We start from the raw sequence: 17007 nt of genomic DNA on the forward strand, positions 1-17007 counted from the left end.
CCGGGCTCGGCCCGGCCATCTCGGAAACCAGCCTGTTCTGGCTGAGATTCTCGGGTCGAAGCTCCGCTTCGCCCGAGAACGACGGCGTGGAATGTACGCCCCTAGCGAATCCAGGCCTCGCCATGCCAGATTGCCGGCGATGCTGACAGGCTCCTATCGCAAGCGGCTCGAAGCCGATCTTCCCCGCTGGGTCACCGAGGGGTGGCTGAGTGCCGAAAGTGCCGCCGCGATCCGGCGCTCGGTCGCGCGCGAGCAGGGCGGCATCCGCCTGCCGGCGGTAATCGGCCTGCTCGGTGGCCTGCTGATCGCGGCCAGCGTCGCGGCCTTCGTCGCCGCGGGCTGGGAGGATATCCCGCGCCTCGTCAAGCTCGGCATGATCCTCGCCGCCATCGCTGCCTGTATCGCCTATGCCTTCCGATTGGAGCGTCAGGGCTCGCCGCGTGGCGCCGATGCCGCCGTGACCTGCGGCGTGCTGATCTTCGGCGCCGGGCTCGCGCTCGTCGGCCAGATGTACCATCTGCCGGCCGATTGGCCGGGCGGGGCCTTGCTGGTCTCGCTCGGCGGCTTGATCGCCGCATTCCTGATGCGCTCGAACGGCGCGCTCGCGATCGCGCTGATCGCGATCTGCGCCTGGAGCGGCGGGCGCTGGGAGGAGGCGCGCAGCGGCGCGCATCTCGGTTTCTTCATCCTCTATCTGCCGGCTTTGTGGCTCTCGCTGTCGCGCGACAACCGGCTGGTCCATCACCTCGTCGTGCTGGCGGCGGCCGCCTGGCTCGCCATGGCGCCGGGCTATGGCTTGTTCGATCGTTTCGATTACGGACTCCTGGCCTATGGGCTGGCGCTCGCCGTGTTCTATGTGGCGCTGGGCGCGCTGGCGCTCGACCGGGGCCTGCCATCGGTCCTGACCGCCTGCCTGCCCTGGGGGCTGCTCGGGCTGGTGCTGGTTCTGAATGTCGAATTGATCCGCATCCTCGACAGCGACGAGGCGCGGGCCGGACACGCCTTCCGCTTCGTCTTCCTGGCCTATGCCATCGCTTTGCCAGTCGTCGCCTGCATGGCGGGGCTCGCGCGGGAGCGGCGCTTTGCCTGGCCGCTGGCAGCGGGGCTTGCCTTCGCCTTGCTGGTGCCGGCCGTGTTCTGGACCGGCATCGTCACCGCCATGGCCGGCAAGATCATCGTTGCAAGCCTCGTGCTGCTGACCGCGACTGCGCTTGTCGCGGCAGGGGCGGTCGGCGGCATCAGGCGATTGGTGCTGGCAGGTTCGGTCCTGTTCGGCGTCGCGATCCTGATCCTGCTCTGGCAGACGATCGGCACGCTGCTCGACCAGTCGCTGTTTTTCCTCGTCGCAGGCGCGGCCTTGCTGGCGGTCGCCTCCGGTGCGCGCCGCCTCTTCGCCCGCCTCAACCCGCCTGAGAAGGAAGCCGCCTGATGCGCGCGCTTTCGGCCGATAACCTCGTCGCCAAGGTGCCGCTGGTCTGGCGTGCGCTGGCAACCGCGTTGCTGCTGGGGCTTGTCCTGCTCGCGCTTGTCGAGCAGCGGGCGCGCATCCTGCGGGGTGGGGCGGAGATCCGGCTGCGGAGCGTGCCGGTCGATCCGCGCGATCTCTTCCGTGGCGACTATGTCATCCTCGCCTATCCGATCAGTACGGTGGAAGCCGATGCTGCCGGCCAGCCGGCGTTCGAGCGCGGCGAGCGGGTCTATGTCAGCCTCGGCCAGGACGAGCAGGGTTTTGCCAAGGCGACCGGCGTCACGCGCGACTGGCCGAAGGCCGTGGACGGCACCGTGGTGATCGCCGGACGGGTCACCTCGACCTCGGCCTGTGCCACCAATGCCGACGGCGACTTCGATTGCAGCGGCCGGCGCAACCGCCTGCGCATCGCCTATGGGCTCGAGAGCTATTTCGTGCCGCAGGGCGAGGGCAAGGCGATCGAGACCACCGACAAGGCCCGCATCGAGGTCGTCGCTGCCGTCTCGTCTTCCGGGGAGGCCGCGATCAAGCGCCTGCTGATCGACGGCAAGCCGCTCTACGCCGAACCACCGTACTGACTTCGGCTCGCTGAACAGCCCTGATCCGACCGGCGCGGCATCACATTGCCGTGCCGGCCGCGCTTCGTCTCAAACCTGCCGCAAAGCCCCGCATGATCCGCCACACGCGGTTGTGACAACGCGCCGCGTGACGTGAATCCTCGCGAGTTATATGAACGCCAGATGAACGAATTCGACAACCAGCGTTCATCTTGAGAATGGGTAGCCGGGAACCCTCCCTGGCCCACAGCGTTTCGATCCGATATTCCGGCCTGCTGAAGGACTGCCGTCCCGTGTCCTCCGATTCTTCCTTCAGGCGCTTCCTGCTTCTCGGCCGTCCGGCCGTGGATGCGGCGCTGGCCGCGCCGGGGCGGGATGCACGGATCGACGTGATCCGTGGGCTTTCCCTACTGATCATCTTCATCAACCACATGCCGGGGAACGTCGTCTCGGCCTATATGCCGCATAATTTCGGCTTCTCGGACGCGGCCGATATCTTCGTGCTGCTGGCCGGCGTCTCGGCGACGCTGGCCTATGGCGGGCTGATCGAGCAGCGCGGCTTCGCGGTCGCAGGCCTGAAGCTCGGTGCGCGGCTCTGGACGCTTTACATCGCCCATATCGCGGTCTTCATCATCGTCTGCGGCGTCGTCGCCACGGCGGTGACGCGGACGCAGAACCCGCTCTATATCGAGGCGATCAACATCCAGCCGTTCTTCCGCGACACCGTCGAGGCACTGATCGGCGCGCTGACGCTGACCTACCAGCCGTCCTATCTCGACATCCTGCCGCTCTATATCGTGCTGCTGGCGCTGTTTCCGGTGATCTATTACGCGGTGCGCCTGAGCCCGCTGCTGACGCTGGCCTGCTCGCTGGCGATCTGGCAGGCGGCGCTCGCCTTCGAGCTCAGCCTGCCCAATGGCAATGCCGGGGTCTGGTTCTTCAATCCGTTCGCGTGGCAGGTCGTGTTCACGCTCGGCGTCGTCATCGGCCGTGGGGCGCAACTCGGCATTCGCGTCCCGCGCCTGGTGTGGCTCGATCTCGCGGCGGTCGCCTTCATCGCCTTCGCCTGGGTGGTGAAGATCTCGAGCGGCAATCCGACGGGTATCGCTGCGTTGAACGACTGGTTCGATTCTGTGCAGCTCGGTTCGGACAAGACCAATCTCGCCTGGACACGGCTCCTGCATATCGGCGCGCTGGCCTGGCTGGCGATCCGCTGGCTGCCGGCGGGACCTGCTCTGGCGAAGGCTCTGCCGGGCCGCATGCTGGCCAGTGCCGGGCAGAACTCGCTTCATGTCTTCTGCGCGGGAATCGTCCTCTCGATCATCGGACAGATTCTTCTTGCGGAAACATCCTTCGATCTGGGCGTTCAGTTGCTGATATGCACGGCTGGCGTTACAATTCTGACAGGGTTAGGGATTTTCCTGTCGTGGTACCGTTCGATCACGAAACGCGGCGCAAGCGCCGAGACGGCCCCGGCCCGTGGCGCACCGCCAGCGCGGCCTTCCTTCTCCTCGCACTGAATTCCGCGGCGGGCGCGGCGCCGATGCCGCCGCCGCCCGATATCCGCTGCCGTGCGGAAGCGGCCAAGACACTGTTCCAGCCGCGCCTGCCGGGGGCGCGCAAGGCCCTCCAAGAAACCGGCCGCCTGACCGTCGTGGCGCTGGGCTCCTCGGCGACCGCGGGCTCCGGTGCCAGCGCCGACGACAAGAGCTACCCGGCCGTGCTCCAGGCGGAATTGCGCCGGCGCCTGCCCGGGGCGGAGGTCAGGGTCGTCAACAAGGGTGTCGGCGGCCAGTCGGCCTATGACATGCTCCTGCGCATGCAGGCCGACGTCGTCGAGGAGAAGCCGGCGATCGTGATCTGGCAGACCGTCATCAACGATGCGATCCGCGATATCGGCGAGGAGAAGCTCGCCAAGATCCTGCGCAAGGGCGTGGGCAAGGCCCGCGCCGCCGGGATCGAGATGATCCTGATGGATCTGCCCTGGCTGCCGCGCGAGGGGCGCTACCCACATTACGACGATTACCGCGCCGTGCTGGTGAAGACGGCGCAGGATCAGGGGGTCTCGCTCTTCCCCCGCTATGCGATGATGAAGGGCTGGTCGAATTCGCGCCAGTTCACGCCGGAGGAACTCGTCGGCATGGACGGGCTGCATCTGGTCGATGCCGGTTACCGCTGTTTGGCGCTGCGGCTGGCCGACGGGATCGTCGCCGGAATCGGGCCGGTGAGGATCGAGACGGCCGGCAAGGGAAAGCCGACGAACTGAGGCGGGCGCCTCAGGCTACTTCGCCAGAACCTCGATATCGCGGTCGCTGCCCGACTCGACCTTGAAGTCGCGGGAATAGACCTGCCCCTCCTGTCGGGCGATCAGCACATAGTCGCCCTCCGCCAGGATGACCTGTGGGAAGGCGCCGATCGCCTCGCGGATGACGTCGCCGCCGGGGGTCAGCACACTGAAGGCAGTGCCGGCGAAGGCTTCGCCGCCGGCACTGGCGACGAGCTTCAGCGTGACCTTGGCGGCGCGGTGATGCAGCGTCGCATCCGTCACCTTGCCGTTCTCGACCTTCACATCGGCGCGCTGGATCGCGTTGGAATCTCCGTAGGTCGAGACGACGTGATAGGTGCCCTCCGGCAGGCGGATGATCTCGCCGGCCTTGGCGCCGTTCGTGATCAGCCGGCCTTCCGAGTTGCCCTGCAAGGGCACGAAAACCGAGAAGGACAGCAGCGTCCCCGGGATCGGGGCATCGCCGATCGAACCCGCGAGCGAGAGCGCGCCGGCGCTGATCTGGACCTGATCGCGCAGTCCCTGCTGGCCGAGGCTGACACGCTTCGTGCCGCTGGCGAAGCCGTAACCGGCATGAACGGTGTAGTTGCCGGGCGGCAGCGAAAAGGCGGGCTCCGGCTCGGAGGAGCGCGCGACGATCCGGGGCGACGCACCATCGACGCTTTCGCTCACGACGCGCCAGTTCAGTCCGGAGCGGATCGGCTTGCGGTCGGCCGCGAACTGGGCGGAGACGGAGAGGCGCGCCAGTCCGTTCGGCGCGACCGGCTGCCCTTGCATGGGGGCGGGGGCAGGGGTGTCTGCACCGGGGCCGGGATCGGGAGCCTGGGCGCCGGCGAGATTGGGCGCAAGCAGGACGGCCACGGCGAAGACGGCGCCCGCAAGGCGGCGGCCAGCTTCAAAACCATTTGGATTTTTGTCGTGTCGCATTCTCTTCACGCGAACCGGTGCCCACTTCGCTTGAAAATGCTCCAATTCAAGCATGCTTTTCGTCCTCGGCGGCTCTGCGGCGATGTATGAGCAGCTCCGCTTGTCCTCATCATGGCGAAGGAATAGGTCAATTCCAAAGCCACTGTCCGGATGTTTCATGACCGATACGCTCTCTCTGCTCAAGCTGCGTCGCTCCGTGCCGCCGCAGTTCCTCACCGCGCCCGGCCCCGACGGCTCCCAGCTCGACGAGTTGCTCGCCATCGCCGCACGCGTGCCCGACCATGGCAAGCTCTCGCCCTGGCGCTTCATCGTCTTCAAGGGCGCGGCCCGCGAGGAGGCGGCGGGAATCGTCGCGCGCATCTTCCGGGAGAAGAACCCGCAGGCGAGCGAGGATCAGGTCGAGTTCGAGCGCAAGCGCCTGCTCCATGCGCCCGTCATCGTCGGCGTGGTCTCGCGGGCGCGGGAGCATGCCAAGATCCCGCTCTGGGAGCAGGAGCTTTCGGCCGGCGCGGTCTGCATGAACATGCTCGTCGCCGCCTATGCCATGGGCTATGCAGGGTCGTGGCTGACCAACTGGTTCTCGTTCGACCGGCAGGTGCTCAGCGCCTTCGGGTTGGCCGAGGACGAGCGGATGGCCGGTTTCGTCCATCTGGGCACGCCGACGGCGCCGATCACCGATCGCGACCGGCCGGTGATGGCCGATATCGTCAGCTATTACGGGACCTGACGCGATGATCTATTCGGCGACGAAGGACGATCTCGGCCTGCCCCACGATCCGTTCAAGGCGATCGTGGCGCCGCGGCCGATCGGCTGGATCACGGCGCTGAACGCCAAGGGCGAGGTCAATCTGTCGCCCTACAGCTTCTTCAACGCGATCTCGTCGCGGCCGAACATCGTGATGTTCTCCTCGGAGAACAAGAAGGATGCCGTCGCCTTCGTCGAGGAGACCGGGGAGTTCACCTGCTCGCTGGTGACCAAGGCGCTGGCGCATCCGATGAACCTGACTTCGGCCCCCTTGCCACGGGGCGAGAGCGAATATGCTCATGCCGGGCTGGAGATGGCGCCGTCGCGCTTCGTCAAGCCACCGCGCGTCGCCGGCACGCCGGCTGCGCTCGAATGCAAGCTGCTTTCGGTCCAGCAACTGCACGACCTCGACGGTCAGGCGGTACCGCGCTGGATGGTGCTGGGGCAGGTCGTGGGCATCTTCATCGACGATGCCTTCGTCAAGGACGGGCGCTTCGACACGGCGGGCGCCAACCCGATCGCGCGCTGCGGCTATGCCGATTATGCCGAGGTGACGAGCCTGTTCTCGATCACGCGTCCGGCCGGCGGGTAGAGGCGTTTCAACCCGTCAGCGGCTTGGCGCTGTAATCCCCCAACTCCGCCAGCGCCTTGTTGATCGCCTCGGCATCGAGGCTGACACCTTCCGGCAGGCTGAGGCGCGGCGGATCGAGCGTGACCGTCGCGCCGAGAGCGGTCGCGGCTCGCTGGACGCGAGACGCGCAGCCGCCGCAATGCATCCCTGAAATCTCGAAAACCTGAGTCATTCGAATCGTCTCCGGCGGTTCATTCAGCCAGTTTGCGAGCTCGTGCGACGAGCCGCTCTGCCCTGATCAGATGGGGACGATCCAGCATTTCGCCATCGAGGCCGATGACGCCGGCGCCGGGATTGGCCTCGAACAGGGCGATGATCTGCCGGGCCTTGGCGAGCGCCGCCGGCGAGGGCGCGAAGATCTCGTTGATCGGTGCGACCTGCGCCGGGTGGATCGCCATCTTGCCGGTGAAGCCGTCGCGGCGCGCAGCCAGGCATTCGGCCCGGAAGGCGGCGTCGTCGCGGAAATTGGTGAAGACGGTGTCGATCGCCTCGACCTGGGCTGCCGTGGCCGCGAACAGGGTCAGCGCGCGGGCGAGGCGGTAGGGATCGGCGTAGGAGCCGTCCTCCAGCCGGTTGGTCTCGGCGCCGAGATCGGCGGAGAGGTCTTCCGCGCCCCAGGTCAGGGCCATCAGGCGGTGCGAGGAGCGGGCATAGCTGCCGAGCCCGAAGATGCCCTTGCCGGTCTCGGTGCCGATCGGGAGGATGCGCGTCATGCCGTCCGGCAGATCGGCCTCGGCCTCGCGCACAGCGATCTTCGCGGCGAGGTGGCCGACATCGGTGCCGCCCTCCGATTTGGGCAGCATGATCGCGTCGGGTGCACCCGGCATGATCGCGTCGAGATCGGCATCGCTCATCCCGGTCGCCAGGCCATTGATACGGACGATCAGCAGGGGGCGTTTCGGGAGGGCACGGGTCGATTCGAGGAAGGCACGGGTGATCTCGCGCGCCTGCGGCTTGGCGTCGAGCGCGACGGAATCCTCGAGGTCGAGGATCAGCGCATCAGTGCCGCATTCCAGGCCCTTCTGCTGCTTCTTCGGGCTGTCGCCCGGCACGAACAGGAGCGAGCGCATGCGGGTCAGACCGCGACCGTGGCAGGCGCGGGGCGCTTGCGCATGAAGGCCTGTCGGCGGCACTGGGCGACCAGCGTGCCGTCCTGCTTGTAGGCCTTGTGCACGAACTCGACGATGCCGGCATCGGGACGCGAGCGCGACTCGCGCTTGGCCGCGATCTCGGTGGTGCAGTTGATCGTGTCGCCCTCGAAGAGCGGGGCGGGGAAGACGACGTCGGTCATGCCGAGATTGCCGATCGTGGTGCCGACCGTGGTGTCGTTGACGGAGATGCCGATCATCAGGCCGAGCGTGAACAGCGAGTTTATCAGCGGCTTGCCCCATTCGGTCTCGGTGGCGCAGAAATGCGCGTCGATATGAAGGGGTTGCGGGTTCAGCGTCATGTTGGAGAACAGCATGTTGTCCATCTGCGTGACGGTTCGGGTCAGGCCGTGCTCGATGACCGCACCAACCTGGAAATCCTCGAAATAGATCCCGCCACGCTTGTGACGCACCACATCCGCCATCGACGCCTCCGTCCACATCATCCCGGCTGCTGAGCCGGAACGAGAAGTCGTAGAGGGACCTCTGCGGGGAGGGAAGCGGAAAGCGCTGCTGCCCCAGCGGCATGAGGTCCATCTTAACGGTTCGCTTACCATAATGGAGGCAATTTCGAGGCGTGCCTTCGCAATGCGCGCAAGGCCGCCGCCGAAGGTCTCGATGTTCCTCTTCACCACCCCGTCAAGCCAGAGCCGCGAAACGCAGCCAGCGAGCCCGGTCGTCAGCGCGATCCGCCAGGGCGCGGAGCGGACGGGGGCGGGGTTCGACTATCTGCTCAAGACGGCGCAGCGCGAATCCTCGCTGGAGCCGACGGCCAAGGCGAGCACATCGAGCGCGACGGGGCTGTTCCAGTTCATCGAGCAGACATGGCTCGCCATGGTCAAGCAGGAGGGCCCCAAGCAGGGCCTCTCGCAATATGCGGACGCGATCAGCGAGAGCGGCGGGCGCCTCAGCGTCTCCGACCCGGTGGCGCGCGAGAAGATTCTGCAATTGCGCAACGATCCGCAGGTCGCGGCCGTGATGGCCGGCGCGCTGACCCAGAAGAATCGCGACCAGCTTGCCTCGAGCCTCGGCCGACAGCCGCAGGCCGGCGAGCTCTACATGGCGCATGTGCTCGGCGCACGCGGCGCCTCCGACCTGATCCGCACCGTGGCCAGCGACCCCGGCCGCGTGGCTGCGCGCGATTTCCCGGACGCCGCCGCCGCCAATCGCGGCATCTTCTACGACAAGGCCGGCCGTGCGCGCAGCGTGCAGGAAGTCTACGGGGTGCTGGCCGCCAGCCATGCCAGCACGCAGGTCGCGGCCAACGTGACGCCGAGCGTGCAGGCGGGGCAGGGCGATATCCCGGTTGCCGAGGTGGCTGCCGGGCTGCGTGAAGGCCGCGCCAGGGGCCTCGTCGGGTTGTTCTCGACCGGCGGCTCGCGCGATCCGGTCTCGAAGGCCGTCGCCAATCTCTGGACGACACCGCCGCGTGGTGGCACGCGCATGGCCTCGCTGGAAGGTGGCGAGCGCTATTTCCCGCGATCGGGCCAGAGCGAAACCACGATGTCGGATGCCAATCCCGTTGCTGGTGCAGCGTCTGTCGGCGCCACGGCCAAGGCGGTCAACGCGCCGCTGCCGCCCTCGCGGCCGACCGACCTGACCCAGCCCGCCGTGGCGGCCTCGCAGCCGGCAGCGACACGACGAAGCGGGCCGCTCGACCTGTCTTCCTTCATGATTCAGCGGAGCGGAGCATGATCGTTCGGCGCTTCCTGCTTTGGGCTCGTACCGCACCGGCGGAGGCACGCGCGAGCGGTGCCGCCAGTCTCGCGGCGGCCTATCTGCGCTCCGGCATGTCCGACGAGGACAGGCACGAGGCCGAGACGGCACTGATGGCGCTGATCGACGATCCCTCGCCGCTGGTGCGGCGGGCGATCGCCGAGGAGATGGCGCCCTCGATGCGCACGCCGCGCAATCTCGCGCTCAGCCTGATCGCCGAGCAGAGCGACGTCGCGGCCTTGGTCCTGGCGCATTCGCCGGTGCTGACCGAGGCCGACCTCGTCGATGCCGCCGCGATCGGCGATACGCTCGCCCAGAAGGCCATCGCCATGCGCCGCTGCCTGCCGCTTGGCGTCTGTGCCGCGCTCGCCGAAGTCGGCTGTGCAGAGGCGCTCGTCACGCTCGCCGGCAACCGCACGGCCGAGATCCCCGATTTCTCGCTCGAGCGCATGATCGAGCGGCATGGCGATAATGGCGCCCTGCGCGAGGCGCTGCTCGAACGCGCCGATCTGCCGGGCGGCTTGCGCCAGGCCATCGCCGCCAAGGTCTCCGACACACTGGCGAATTTTGTGACCGGTTGCGGCTGGCTGACGCCCGAGCGCAGCGCCCGGCTGGCGCGCGAATCGACCGAGCGGGTCGCGGTCGCGCTCGCTGCCGGTGGCGAAGCCAGCGATGCGCCGGCGATCGTCGAGGTGCTCAGGGTTACCGGCCGGCTGACGTCCGGGCTGATGCTGCGCTCCCTGCTCAGCGGCGAGCCGGCCCTGGCCGAGGCTGCTTTCGTCGCCCTGTCCGGCTTGCCCGAAGAGCGTGTGGCGGCGCTGTTGCGCGACAAGCGCGGCGCCGGGCTGAAGGCGCTTTGCCGCAAGGCCGGGCTTCCGGCTTCGCTGGAGCCGGCCTTTGCGGCCGCCATCCTCGCCCTCAACGCGCGCGGATTCGATCGCGGTGCGGCCGGCAACGGCATTGACCGCAGCCTTTTGCGCGCGGTCCTGATCGCCTGCGAAAGACTGGAAGGGCCGGAGGTCGACGGATTGATGGGCCTGCTGCGTCGCATGGATGCGGAGGCCGCCCGCGAGGAGGCGCGCGGCCTGGCGGATTCGCTCGCGGACGACGCCGCGCTCGCGCTGCTCGTCGAGGCCGATCCGTCCTTCCTGATCGAACTCGCCGAAGGCGATCTGCGTGACGCGGCCTGAGCCCGGACCGCTTCAGTAGCCGAACTGCTCGCGCAGGATGCGCTCGTCCAGGCTGTGGCCGGGGTCGTGCATCATCACGAGATCGACATTGCGATCGATCTCGATTTCGACCGAGCGGACCTCGTCGATCTGGGTGTGATCCGCGACGGCGCTGACCGGGCGCTTCTCGGCCTCCAGCACTTCGATCGAGACGCGGGCATGGTCGGGCAGCAACGCCCCGCGCCAGCGCCGGGGGCGGAAGGCCGAGATCGGCGTCAGCGCGAGCAGCGGCGCATCCAGCGGCAGGATCGGGCCATTGGCTGAGAGGTTGTAGGCGGTCGAGCCGGCCGGTGTCGCCAGCAGCACGCCGTCGGCGATCAGTTCCGTCAGGCGCACCTGACCATCGACCGAGATCCGCAGCTTCGCCGCCTGGTAGGAACGCCGCAGCAGCGAGACCTCGTTGATCGCGCGGGCCTGCACGGTCTTGCCGTGCTGATCCACCGCCTGCATCGAGAGCGGATGCACGACGCTGCGCTGCGCGGCCTCGAGTCGCTTGCGCAGGCCGCGTTCCTTGAACTCGTTCATCAGGAAGCCGACCGAACCCCGGTTCATCCCGTAGATCGGCTTGCCGGTGCCGAGGAAGCGATGAAGCGTCTGCAGCATCAGGCCGTCGCCGCCCAGCGCGACGATCACCTCGGCATCGGCCGGGTCGGCATTGCCATAGCGCTCGACCAGCCGGGCCAGCGCCGCTTCCGCTTCGGGAGTATCGCTGGCGACGAAGGAGATCGCCCCGAATCGCTCGGTCATCACATATCCTGAAACGGCAGCCTCGGCAGTATCCCGGCAGGCTTACCATGACCCGGCAGCCGGCCGCGAGGCCGGCCGCCCAAGAAAAAGGCCGGGCGAGATGCCCGGCCTCGTATCTGCGGCAAGTGTCAGGGGCTTCAGAGCGCCGTGCTCCACTGCACTGGCACCATCTCGAAGCCGTTGCCGTGCTTGGCGATATGCCCGGTCGCGGGGAAGGGCGCGTGGTAGAACGCGACCTGCATCCGGTCAGTCGAGACCATGTCGAGGAGCTTGCGCCGCGTCGCCGCCGCCTGCGGGCCGTCCATGTCGAACACGGCCGACCAGTCGGGGTTGCGCACGAACAGGGCGGGATGATTGGTCGTGTCCGACATGATCATCAGCTTGCCGTTGCCGGAGGTCAGCGCGAAGACGGTGTGACCTGGCGTATGACCGGGCGCCGCGATCGGCGTCAGACCCGGCAGGAGCTCCTTGCCGGGCTCGAACTGCTTCACGTCCTTGGCGATCGGGCCGAAGACGCGGCGCACGCCGGCGAAGGCGCCTTTCATGCCCTCGGGCGCGGCATTCATCTTCGCATCGTCCATCCAGAAAGCCCATTCGGCCGCCGGCACCATCACCTCCGCGTTGGGGAATACGGCCGTACCGTCCTTCAGCCGGAAGCCGTTGATGTGGTCGCCGTGGAAATGGCTGAACACGACGCTGGAGACGTCCTTCGGGTCGAGGCCCGCCGCCTTGAAATTCGCCATCCAGGTGCCGGAGGTCGGCGCGCCCGAATCGCCGTTGCCGGTGTCGATCAGAGTGAGCTTGCCGCCCTGCTGGATCGCCAGCGTGGTGAAGGTGATGTTGAGTGCGTCCTGCGGCAGGAAGGCCTGCTCCATCGCCTTTTTCACATCAGCGAGCTCGGCATTGCGGACGAAGCCTTCGAGCGGGCGCTTGCCGAAGCCGTCATTGATCGCGGTGAGGGTGATGTCGCCGATCTTGTAGCGGTAGAATCCGGGGGCCTGGTTCACGGGAATTCCTTGTGCCTGGGCCGGGCCGGGCCCGGGCAGATCGAGTGTTGCAGCGGCAATGAACGCACCGGTGCCGACCAGAGCGGCACGGCGCGTGAAATCTGTGTCCTGCATGGTCTGTTCTCTCCCCTCGGGTGAGTGGCAGACTAGCGGCGGCCGCCTTGCGTTCAACCGCAAGGGCTTGTCGGTAGGTCAAGTTTCCGTGAGGCGCGGGTCCGAGGAGGCGGCGGGCGCGGGCGGTCCGCGCCGTGCGAGCGCGCGCAGCATGGCGGCACAGAGCGCGAGCGAGCCCATGACACCCTGGCCCGAGCAATCGGCGACGAGCGCCTGGAAGGCCAGGCTGTCGTCGCTTGCGAGGCATTGCAGGCTCCAGTTCCAGCCCGGCGCCTTCTGCCGCAGCAGCGACACGGCGATGTCGATATCGGCGCTGACCGTCCCAAGCGTCTTCCAGAAGGAGCCATGCTGGTAGATGCCGCCGGCCGGCGTGCGACGGTTGACCAGCCGTGCCGGCTTGCGCCGCACGACGAAGCCCAGCGCCTCGTAGATATCGGCATCGAGCTCGCGATCGGGCTTGCTGGAAGCCTCGCACCGGGCCGCGAGCGAGAGAAGTTGAGTCCGGTCGTCCATTCCGGTCCGTACAAAGATCGATGAGATCGGCGCGCTGCAGGGCGGCGCCGCAAGCTGTGACTTCTAGCCCATCATCGCGCCTGTCGGCCAGCCATGGAATGACGATGCCGGCCGGCCGACCTCAGGGACCGACGACCGTTCCGCGGGCACGGCCGCCCGGCACGCGGCAGGAGCATCCGATCCCGATCGGGGCCGGCTCATAGAGCGTGCAGATCTTGACCGGCGTGCTGCATTGGCCGCCCTCCGCCGCCGGTATCGCCTCGTAAGCCGGATAGACCGGATAGGCCGGCTCGTACGGATAAGTTGCGATCGCGCCGAGCGTGGCTGCCGCCGCCAGGCCCGAGGCGGCGCCCCAATAGGGGTAGCCGCGGCGATATCCACGATAGGGATAATGGCCGGCGCGGCGCCAGCCCCATCCGCCGCCATGCCAGCCGGAGCGGGCATTCTGTCGATAGGCGGGGATGGCCGGCCGCATACCGTGCGGCCTCATGCCGATGCCGCGTGAATGAAAGCCTCCGCCGCCATGCCGGAAGCCGGCGCCGCCGAAATGCGGCTGGGCCGACGCGGCCAGGCCGGTGGCCAGGAGCAATGGCGCGATGGACGCGGTGACGAGAAGAAGACGACGCATGCGAACCTCCCTGCAAGACCGGGGTTTCGCCCCACCCAAGGGAACGTCACGGGAGGCGGGAGGTTCCGGGCGGGAAGCGCGCGTCAGTCGTTGAACCAGCGCGACTGGCTCTTGCAGCGATAGCCGACGAAGCAGGTCTGGCTGTCCCGGCTCGGCACGAAGGCAGGGTCCAGGCCCTCGTCGAACTCGCAGAAGCTGCGATCGCGCACGAAGCGATCATAGGTGTAGCCGCCAGTCCCCAGCACGATGGCGCCGTTGACCTGGACATCACGCTGGCTCGCCGCACAGGGGCGCGAGACCGTCGAGGGGCGCGTTTGCGCCGCCGCCATTCCGGCATTCAGGAGAAGGGCGAGCATGAGGACAATGGCCTTCATTGAAGCCTCCCGGAGCTTGACCGGATGGGTAACCGCCCGGCCTGCCAAACGTTCCCGGAGCAGCCGATCTGTCAAGGCCGCTTTCTCGGTCGTCTCGCCGGCCCTGCGAGGCGCTGCCTCATTCTGGCCTTGGCGCCCGTCTTGTCTGGACATCGCCCATTTCAGATCGGAAAGCGTCCCATGAAACCTGTGTTGATTGCCGCACTCGGTCTTCTCGTTGCGCTGCCCGCCGTCGCACAGCAGCAGATTCCGCAACGCAAGCCCGGGCTGTGGGAGACGAAATCGACCGGCAACGAGGGCGAAACGATCGCGAAGCAATGCGTTGGGCCGGGAACCGACCAGTCGATCGTCGGCGGGCTTGCCGCCGGGGCCTGCTCGAAGATGCTGGTGACGAAGACGGCAACGGGCTACGCCGTCGAGACGGAATGCGCGGTCGGCCAGATCAAGGCCTCCGGCAGCAGCGTCATCACCGGTGATTTCGAGACGTCGGTCCGGACCGAAGGGACGACGAAGCTGAGCGGAATGCCTGGTCAATCCGCTCCCGTGGAGCGCAAGCTGGTCGTCGAGGCCAAACGCCTCGGCGAATGCGCGGCCGGCCAGAAGCCCGGCGACATCATCATGCCGGACGGCAAGGTCATCTCGATGCCCTCGGCGAAGCCCGCGCCGTAAGCTCGGAATCGAACGCGATCCGGCAAGCGGTGCCGCATCGGAGCGTTCGTCACGGGCATATCGGCGAAGAGGGTGTCCGCGCGGATGATCGTCTGGACATGGTGCCGGCGGAGAGGATCGAACTCCCGACCTTCGGTTTACAAAACCGCTGCACTACCGCTGTGCTACGCCGGCGCCGTCGCATTCGGCCCTGTGGCCGGAAGCTGCCGCCTCGGAAAAATGTGCCCCGAAGTCGACCGAAGCAGCGGTTACCAGCCGCGCGGCGCGAGGGCAAGCCTGTGTATCCGTGCCCATGAAAAAGACCCCGCCTTGGGAGGCGGGGCCCGGATCGCCGTCAGGCGATGATCACTTCAGGATGTCGCGATCCTTGGTCTCCGGCAGGAAGAGCAGGCCGATCACGAAGGTGCCGAGCGCCACAATGATCGGATACCAGAGGCCCGAGAAGATGTTGCCGCTAGCCGCCACGATGGCGAAGGCGGTCGGAGGCAGGAAGCCGCCGAACCAGCCGTTGCCGATGTGATAGGGCAGCGACATGCCGGAGTAGCGGATGCGGGTCGGGAAGAGCTCGACCAGCAGCGCGGCAATCGGGCCGTAGACCATGGTCACGAACACCACGAGGATGAACAGGATGCCCGCGGCCTGCAGAGCGCGGCTGTCGGTCAGGACCTGACCGATGGTCGGCGTCTTCAGGATGGTCGGGTCACCGGCCTTAGGATAGCCGGCGGCCTGGGCGGCGGTGACGAGCTCGGCGGCCGTCGCCGGGGCGTCGGCACCGTTGATCGAGGCCTTGAGCGGCGAGCCTGCCGGGCCGGCGACCAGATCGTAGTGGATCGAGTTGGTCGCCAGGGTGCGGCGGACGACGTCGCAGGGCTTGGTGAAGGTGCGCACGCCGACAGGGTCGAAGAGCGTGCCGCACTGGGCTGGGTCGGAGGTGAGCACCAGCTTGACGGTCTCCGTCGCGGTGATGAGCTTCGGATTCGCGGTCTTCGCGAGCATCGTGAAGAGCGGGAAATAGGTCAGGGCGGCGATCAGGCAGCCGGCCAGCAGGATCGGCTTGCGGCCGATCTTGTCGGAGAGCCAACCGAACAGGATGAAGAACGGCGTGCCGGCGAGCAGCGAGAGCGCGATCAGCAGGTTGGCGGTGGTGCCGTCGATCTTCATCGTCTGTGTCAGGAAGAACAGCGCGTAGAACTGGCCGGTGTACCAGACGACCGCCTGGCCGGCGGTGCCACCGAACAGCGCGATGAGGCCGATCTTGGCATTCTGCCAGTTGCCGAAGGCTTCCGAGAGCGGGGCCTTCGAATGGGTGCCTTCTTCCTTCATCTTCACGAAGGCCGGCGATTCGGAGAGCTGGAGACGGATCCAGATCGAGAAGCCGAGCAGGATGATCGACAGCAGGAACGGAATGCGCCAGCCCCAGGCCGCGAAGGCTTCCGGCGACATGCTGAGGCGCAGGGCGAGAATCACGATCAGGGACAGGAAGAGGCCGACCGTCGCGGTCGTCTGGATCCACGAGGTGTAGAAGCCGCGCCGACCCATCGGGGCGTGCTCGGCGACATAGGTCGCGGCGCCGCCATATTCGCCGCCGAGCGCGAGGCCCTGCAGCAGGCGGCAGACGATGAAGGCGGCGGGCGCGAGATAGCCGATCGTCTGGAAGCTCGGCAGGAGGCCGACGATGAAGGTGGAGATGCCCATCACGGTCATCGTGACCAGGAAGGTGTATTTGCGGCCGATCATGTCGCCGAGGCGGCCGAAGAACAGGGCGCCGAAGGGGCGGACCGCGAAGCCCGCGGCGAAGCCGAACAGCACGAAGATGAACTTCGCCGTGTCGTTGTCGCCGGGCACGAAGGTCTGTGCGATGTTGGCGGCGAGCGAACCCGCCAGATAGAAGTCATACCACTCGAAGACCGTGCCGGCCGACGAGGCAATGATAACCTTCCGTTCCTCCTTGGTCATCGGCCGGGGCGCTGCCCGCGAGTCCGATGCTTGCGATGCCATGCTCATGGCGCTTGTCTCCCCTGGTGAAGCCCTGAAGCCGGCATGCCGGCAACCCCATCTCGCGCGGTTCGCGTTCTAAAATGACGATGGCCGCGCTGCCGGAAGGCCGGTGAGTCCCGTCATTCCAGCTCGATTCAGAGGATTGCGCGCGGATTGTCGCAGGGGCAATCAGGCACTTGGTCGTGCACCGTTCGTCTATAAGACTATCGGTGAGGAGCCGATGCAGGCCGGAAAAGGACGGGTTAGCGCCCT

At 67.3% G+C, this 17007-nt stretch carries 19 protein-coding genes and 1 tRNA gene; 9 read left to right on the forward strand and 11 right to left on the reverse strand.

Translation table 11 applies throughout. The annotated features are described in order from the left end of the window. The first annotated feature begins 139 nt into the window (after positions 1-139). From BLQ70_RS08680 to BLQ70_RS08695, 4 genes are all read left to right on the forward strand, one after another. Entirely contained in the window at positions 140-1429 is a 1290-nt protein-coding gene (locus BLQ70_RS08680) for a DUF2157 domain-containing protein (protein ID WP_170843350.1), read from the forward strand. After that, positions 1429-2046, forward strand: coding sequence for a GDYXXLXY domain-containing protein (locus tag BLQ70_RS08685; RefSeq protein WP_091856615.1), 618 nt, complete (start codon positions 1429-1431; stop codon positions 2044-2046). The genes BLQ70_RS08680 and BLQ70_RS08685 overlap by 1 nt, the downstream gene beginning before the upstream one ends. A 272-nt stretch (positions 2047-2318) precedes the next feature. Further along, entirely contained in the window at positions 2319-3545 is a 1227-nt protein-coding gene (locus tag BLQ70_RS08690) for an OpgC family protein (RefSeq protein ID WP_061967072.1), read from the forward strand. A 23-nt stretch (positions 3546-3568) separates the two neighbouring features. Then, positions 3569-4291, forward strand: coding sequence for an SGNH/GDSL hydrolase family protein (locus tag BLQ70_RS08695; RefSeq protein ID WP_061967073.1), 723 nt, complete (start codon positions 3569-3571; stop codon positions 4289-4291). Between the two features lie 15 nt (positions 4292-4306). Here BLQ70_RS08695 and BLQ70_RS08700 read toward each other — a convergent pair whose 3' ends face one another. Continuing rightward, entirely contained in the window at positions 4307-5236 is a 930-nt protein-coding gene (locus BLQ70_RS08700) for a hypothetical protein (RefSeq protein ID WP_091856616.1), read from the reverse strand. A 157-nt stretch (positions 5237-5393) separates the two neighbouring features. Here BLQ70_RS08700 and BLQ70_RS08705 point away from each other — a divergent pair, with 157 nt between their 5' ends. Beyond that, on the forward strand, positions 5394-5963 hold the full coding sequence (locus BLQ70_RS08705) for a nitroreductase family protein (protein WP_061967076.1): 570 nt from the start codon (positions 5394-5396) through the stop codon (positions 5961-5963). 4 nt (positions 5964-5967) lie between these two features. After that, on the forward strand, positions 5968-6573 hold the full coding sequence (locus BLQ70_RS08710; RefSeq protein WP_061967078.1) for a flavin reductase family protein: 606 nt from the start codon (positions 5968-5970) through the stop codon (positions 6571-6573). A gap of 7 nt (positions 6574-6580) precedes the next feature. On the opposite strand, the gene BLQ70_RS08715 is transcribed toward BLQ70_RS08710, so the two are convergent. From BLQ70_RS08715 to BLQ70_RS08725, 3 genes are read right to left on the reverse strand one after another with little or no spacing between them, the layout of a single operon-like run. After that, positions 6581-6784 (reverse strand): heavy-metal-associated domain-containing protein, encoded by a 204-nt coding sequence (locus tag BLQ70_RS08715; RefSeq protein ID WP_091856617.1) that lies wholly within the window; start codon positions 6782-6784, stop codon positions 6581-6583. A 19-nt stretch (positions 6785-6803) separates the two neighbouring features. Next, on the reverse strand, positions 6804-7682 hold the full coding sequence (locus tag BLQ70_RS08720; RefSeq protein WP_061967081.1) for an HpcH/HpaI aldolase/citrate lyase family protein: 879 nt from the start codon (positions 7680-7682) through the stop codon (positions 6804-6806). A gap of 5 nt (positions 7683-7687) precedes the next feature. Next, positions 7688-8185, reverse strand: coding sequence for a MaoC family dehydratase (locus BLQ70_RS08725; RefSeq protein WP_091856618.1), 498 nt, complete (start codon positions 8183-8185; stop codon positions 7688-7690). 193 nt (positions 8186-8378) lie between these two features. Between BLQ70_RS08725 and BLQ70_RS08730 the strand changes: the two genes are divergently transcribed. Both BLQ70_RS08730 and BLQ70_RS08735 read left to right on the forward strand, forming a co-directional pair. Next, positions 8379-9455 (forward strand): hypothetical protein, encoded by a 1077-nt coding sequence (locus tag BLQ70_RS08730; RefSeq protein WP_091856687.1) that lies wholly within the window; start codon positions 8379-8381, stop codon positions 9453-9455. After that, positions 9452-10666: a DUF2336 domain-containing protein gene (locus tag BLQ70_RS08735; RefSeq protein ID WP_091856619.1), complete on the forward strand. Its 1215-nt coding sequence runs from the start codon at positions 9452-9454 to the stop codon at positions 10664-10666. Before BLQ70_RS08730 ends, BLQ70_RS08735 begins: the two co-directional genes overlap by 4 nt. A 12-nt stretch (positions 10667-10678) precedes the next feature. On the opposite strand, the gene BLQ70_RS08740 is transcribed toward BLQ70_RS08735, so the two are convergent. From BLQ70_RS08740 to BLQ70_RS08760, 5 genes are all read right to left on the reverse strand, one after another. Continuing rightward, positions 10679-11452 carry an NAD kinase gene (locus BLQ70_RS08740; protein ID WP_061967091.1) on the reverse strand — a complete coding sequence of 258 codons (774 nt, stop codon included), beginning with the start codon at positions 11450-11452 and terminating at the stop codon, positions 10679-10681. Between the two features lie 137 nt (positions 11453-11589). Further along, positions 11590-12573 carry an MBL fold metallo-hydrolase gene (locus tag BLQ70_RS08745; RefSeq protein WP_091856620.1) on the reverse strand — a complete coding sequence of 328 codons (984 nt, stop codon included), beginning with the start codon at positions 12571-12573 and terminating at the stop codon, positions 11590-11592. 78 nt (positions 12574-12651) lie between these two features. After that, a complete protein-coding gene (locus BLQ70_RS08750) occupies positions 12652-13086 on the reverse strand; it encodes a hypothetical protein (RefSeq protein ID WP_091856621.1) in 435 nt (144 codons plus the stop codon). A gap of 121 nt (positions 13087-13207) precedes the next feature. Further along, positions 13208-13714 carry a hypothetical protein gene (locus BLQ70_RS08755; RefSeq protein WP_091856622.1) on the reverse strand — a complete coding sequence of 169 codons (507 nt, stop codon included), beginning with the start codon at positions 13712-13714 and terminating at the stop codon, positions 13208-13210. 83 nt (positions 13715-13797) lie between these two features. Then, a complete protein-coding gene (locus tag BLQ70_RS08760; RefSeq protein ID WP_061967099.1) occupies positions 13798-14088 on the reverse strand; it encodes a hypothetical protein in 291 nt (96 codons plus the stop codon). 24 nt (positions 14089-14112) lie between these two features. Between BLQ70_RS08760 and BLQ70_RS08765 the strand changes: the two genes are divergently transcribed. Then, positions 14113-14757, forward strand: coding sequence for a DUF3617 domain-containing protein (locus tag BLQ70_RS08765; protein WP_244511947.1), 645 nt, complete (start codon positions 14113-14115; stop codon positions 14755-14757). Positions 14758-14856: 99 nt separating this feature from the next. Here the strand turns inward: BLQ70_RS08765 and BLQ70_RS08770 are convergent. Together BLQ70_RS08770 and BLQ70_RS08775 are read right to left on the reverse strand one after the other, a co-directional pair. Next, positions 14857-14931, reverse strand: a tRNA-Thr gene (locus BLQ70_RS08770). A 171-nt stretch (positions 14932-15102) separates the two neighbouring features. Then, a complete protein-coding gene (locus BLQ70_RS08775) occupies positions 15103-16761 on the reverse strand; it encodes an MFS transporter (RefSeq protein WP_170843351.1) in 1659 nt (552 codons plus the stop codon). Between the last annotated feature and the right edge of the window lie 246 nt (positions 16762-17007).

It is taken from the genome of Allobosea robiniae (genome assembly GCF_900102525.1).
Classification (GTDB): domain Bacteria; phylum Pseudomonadota; class Alphaproteobacteria; order Rhizobiales; family Beijerinckiaceae; genus Allobosea; species Allobosea robiniae.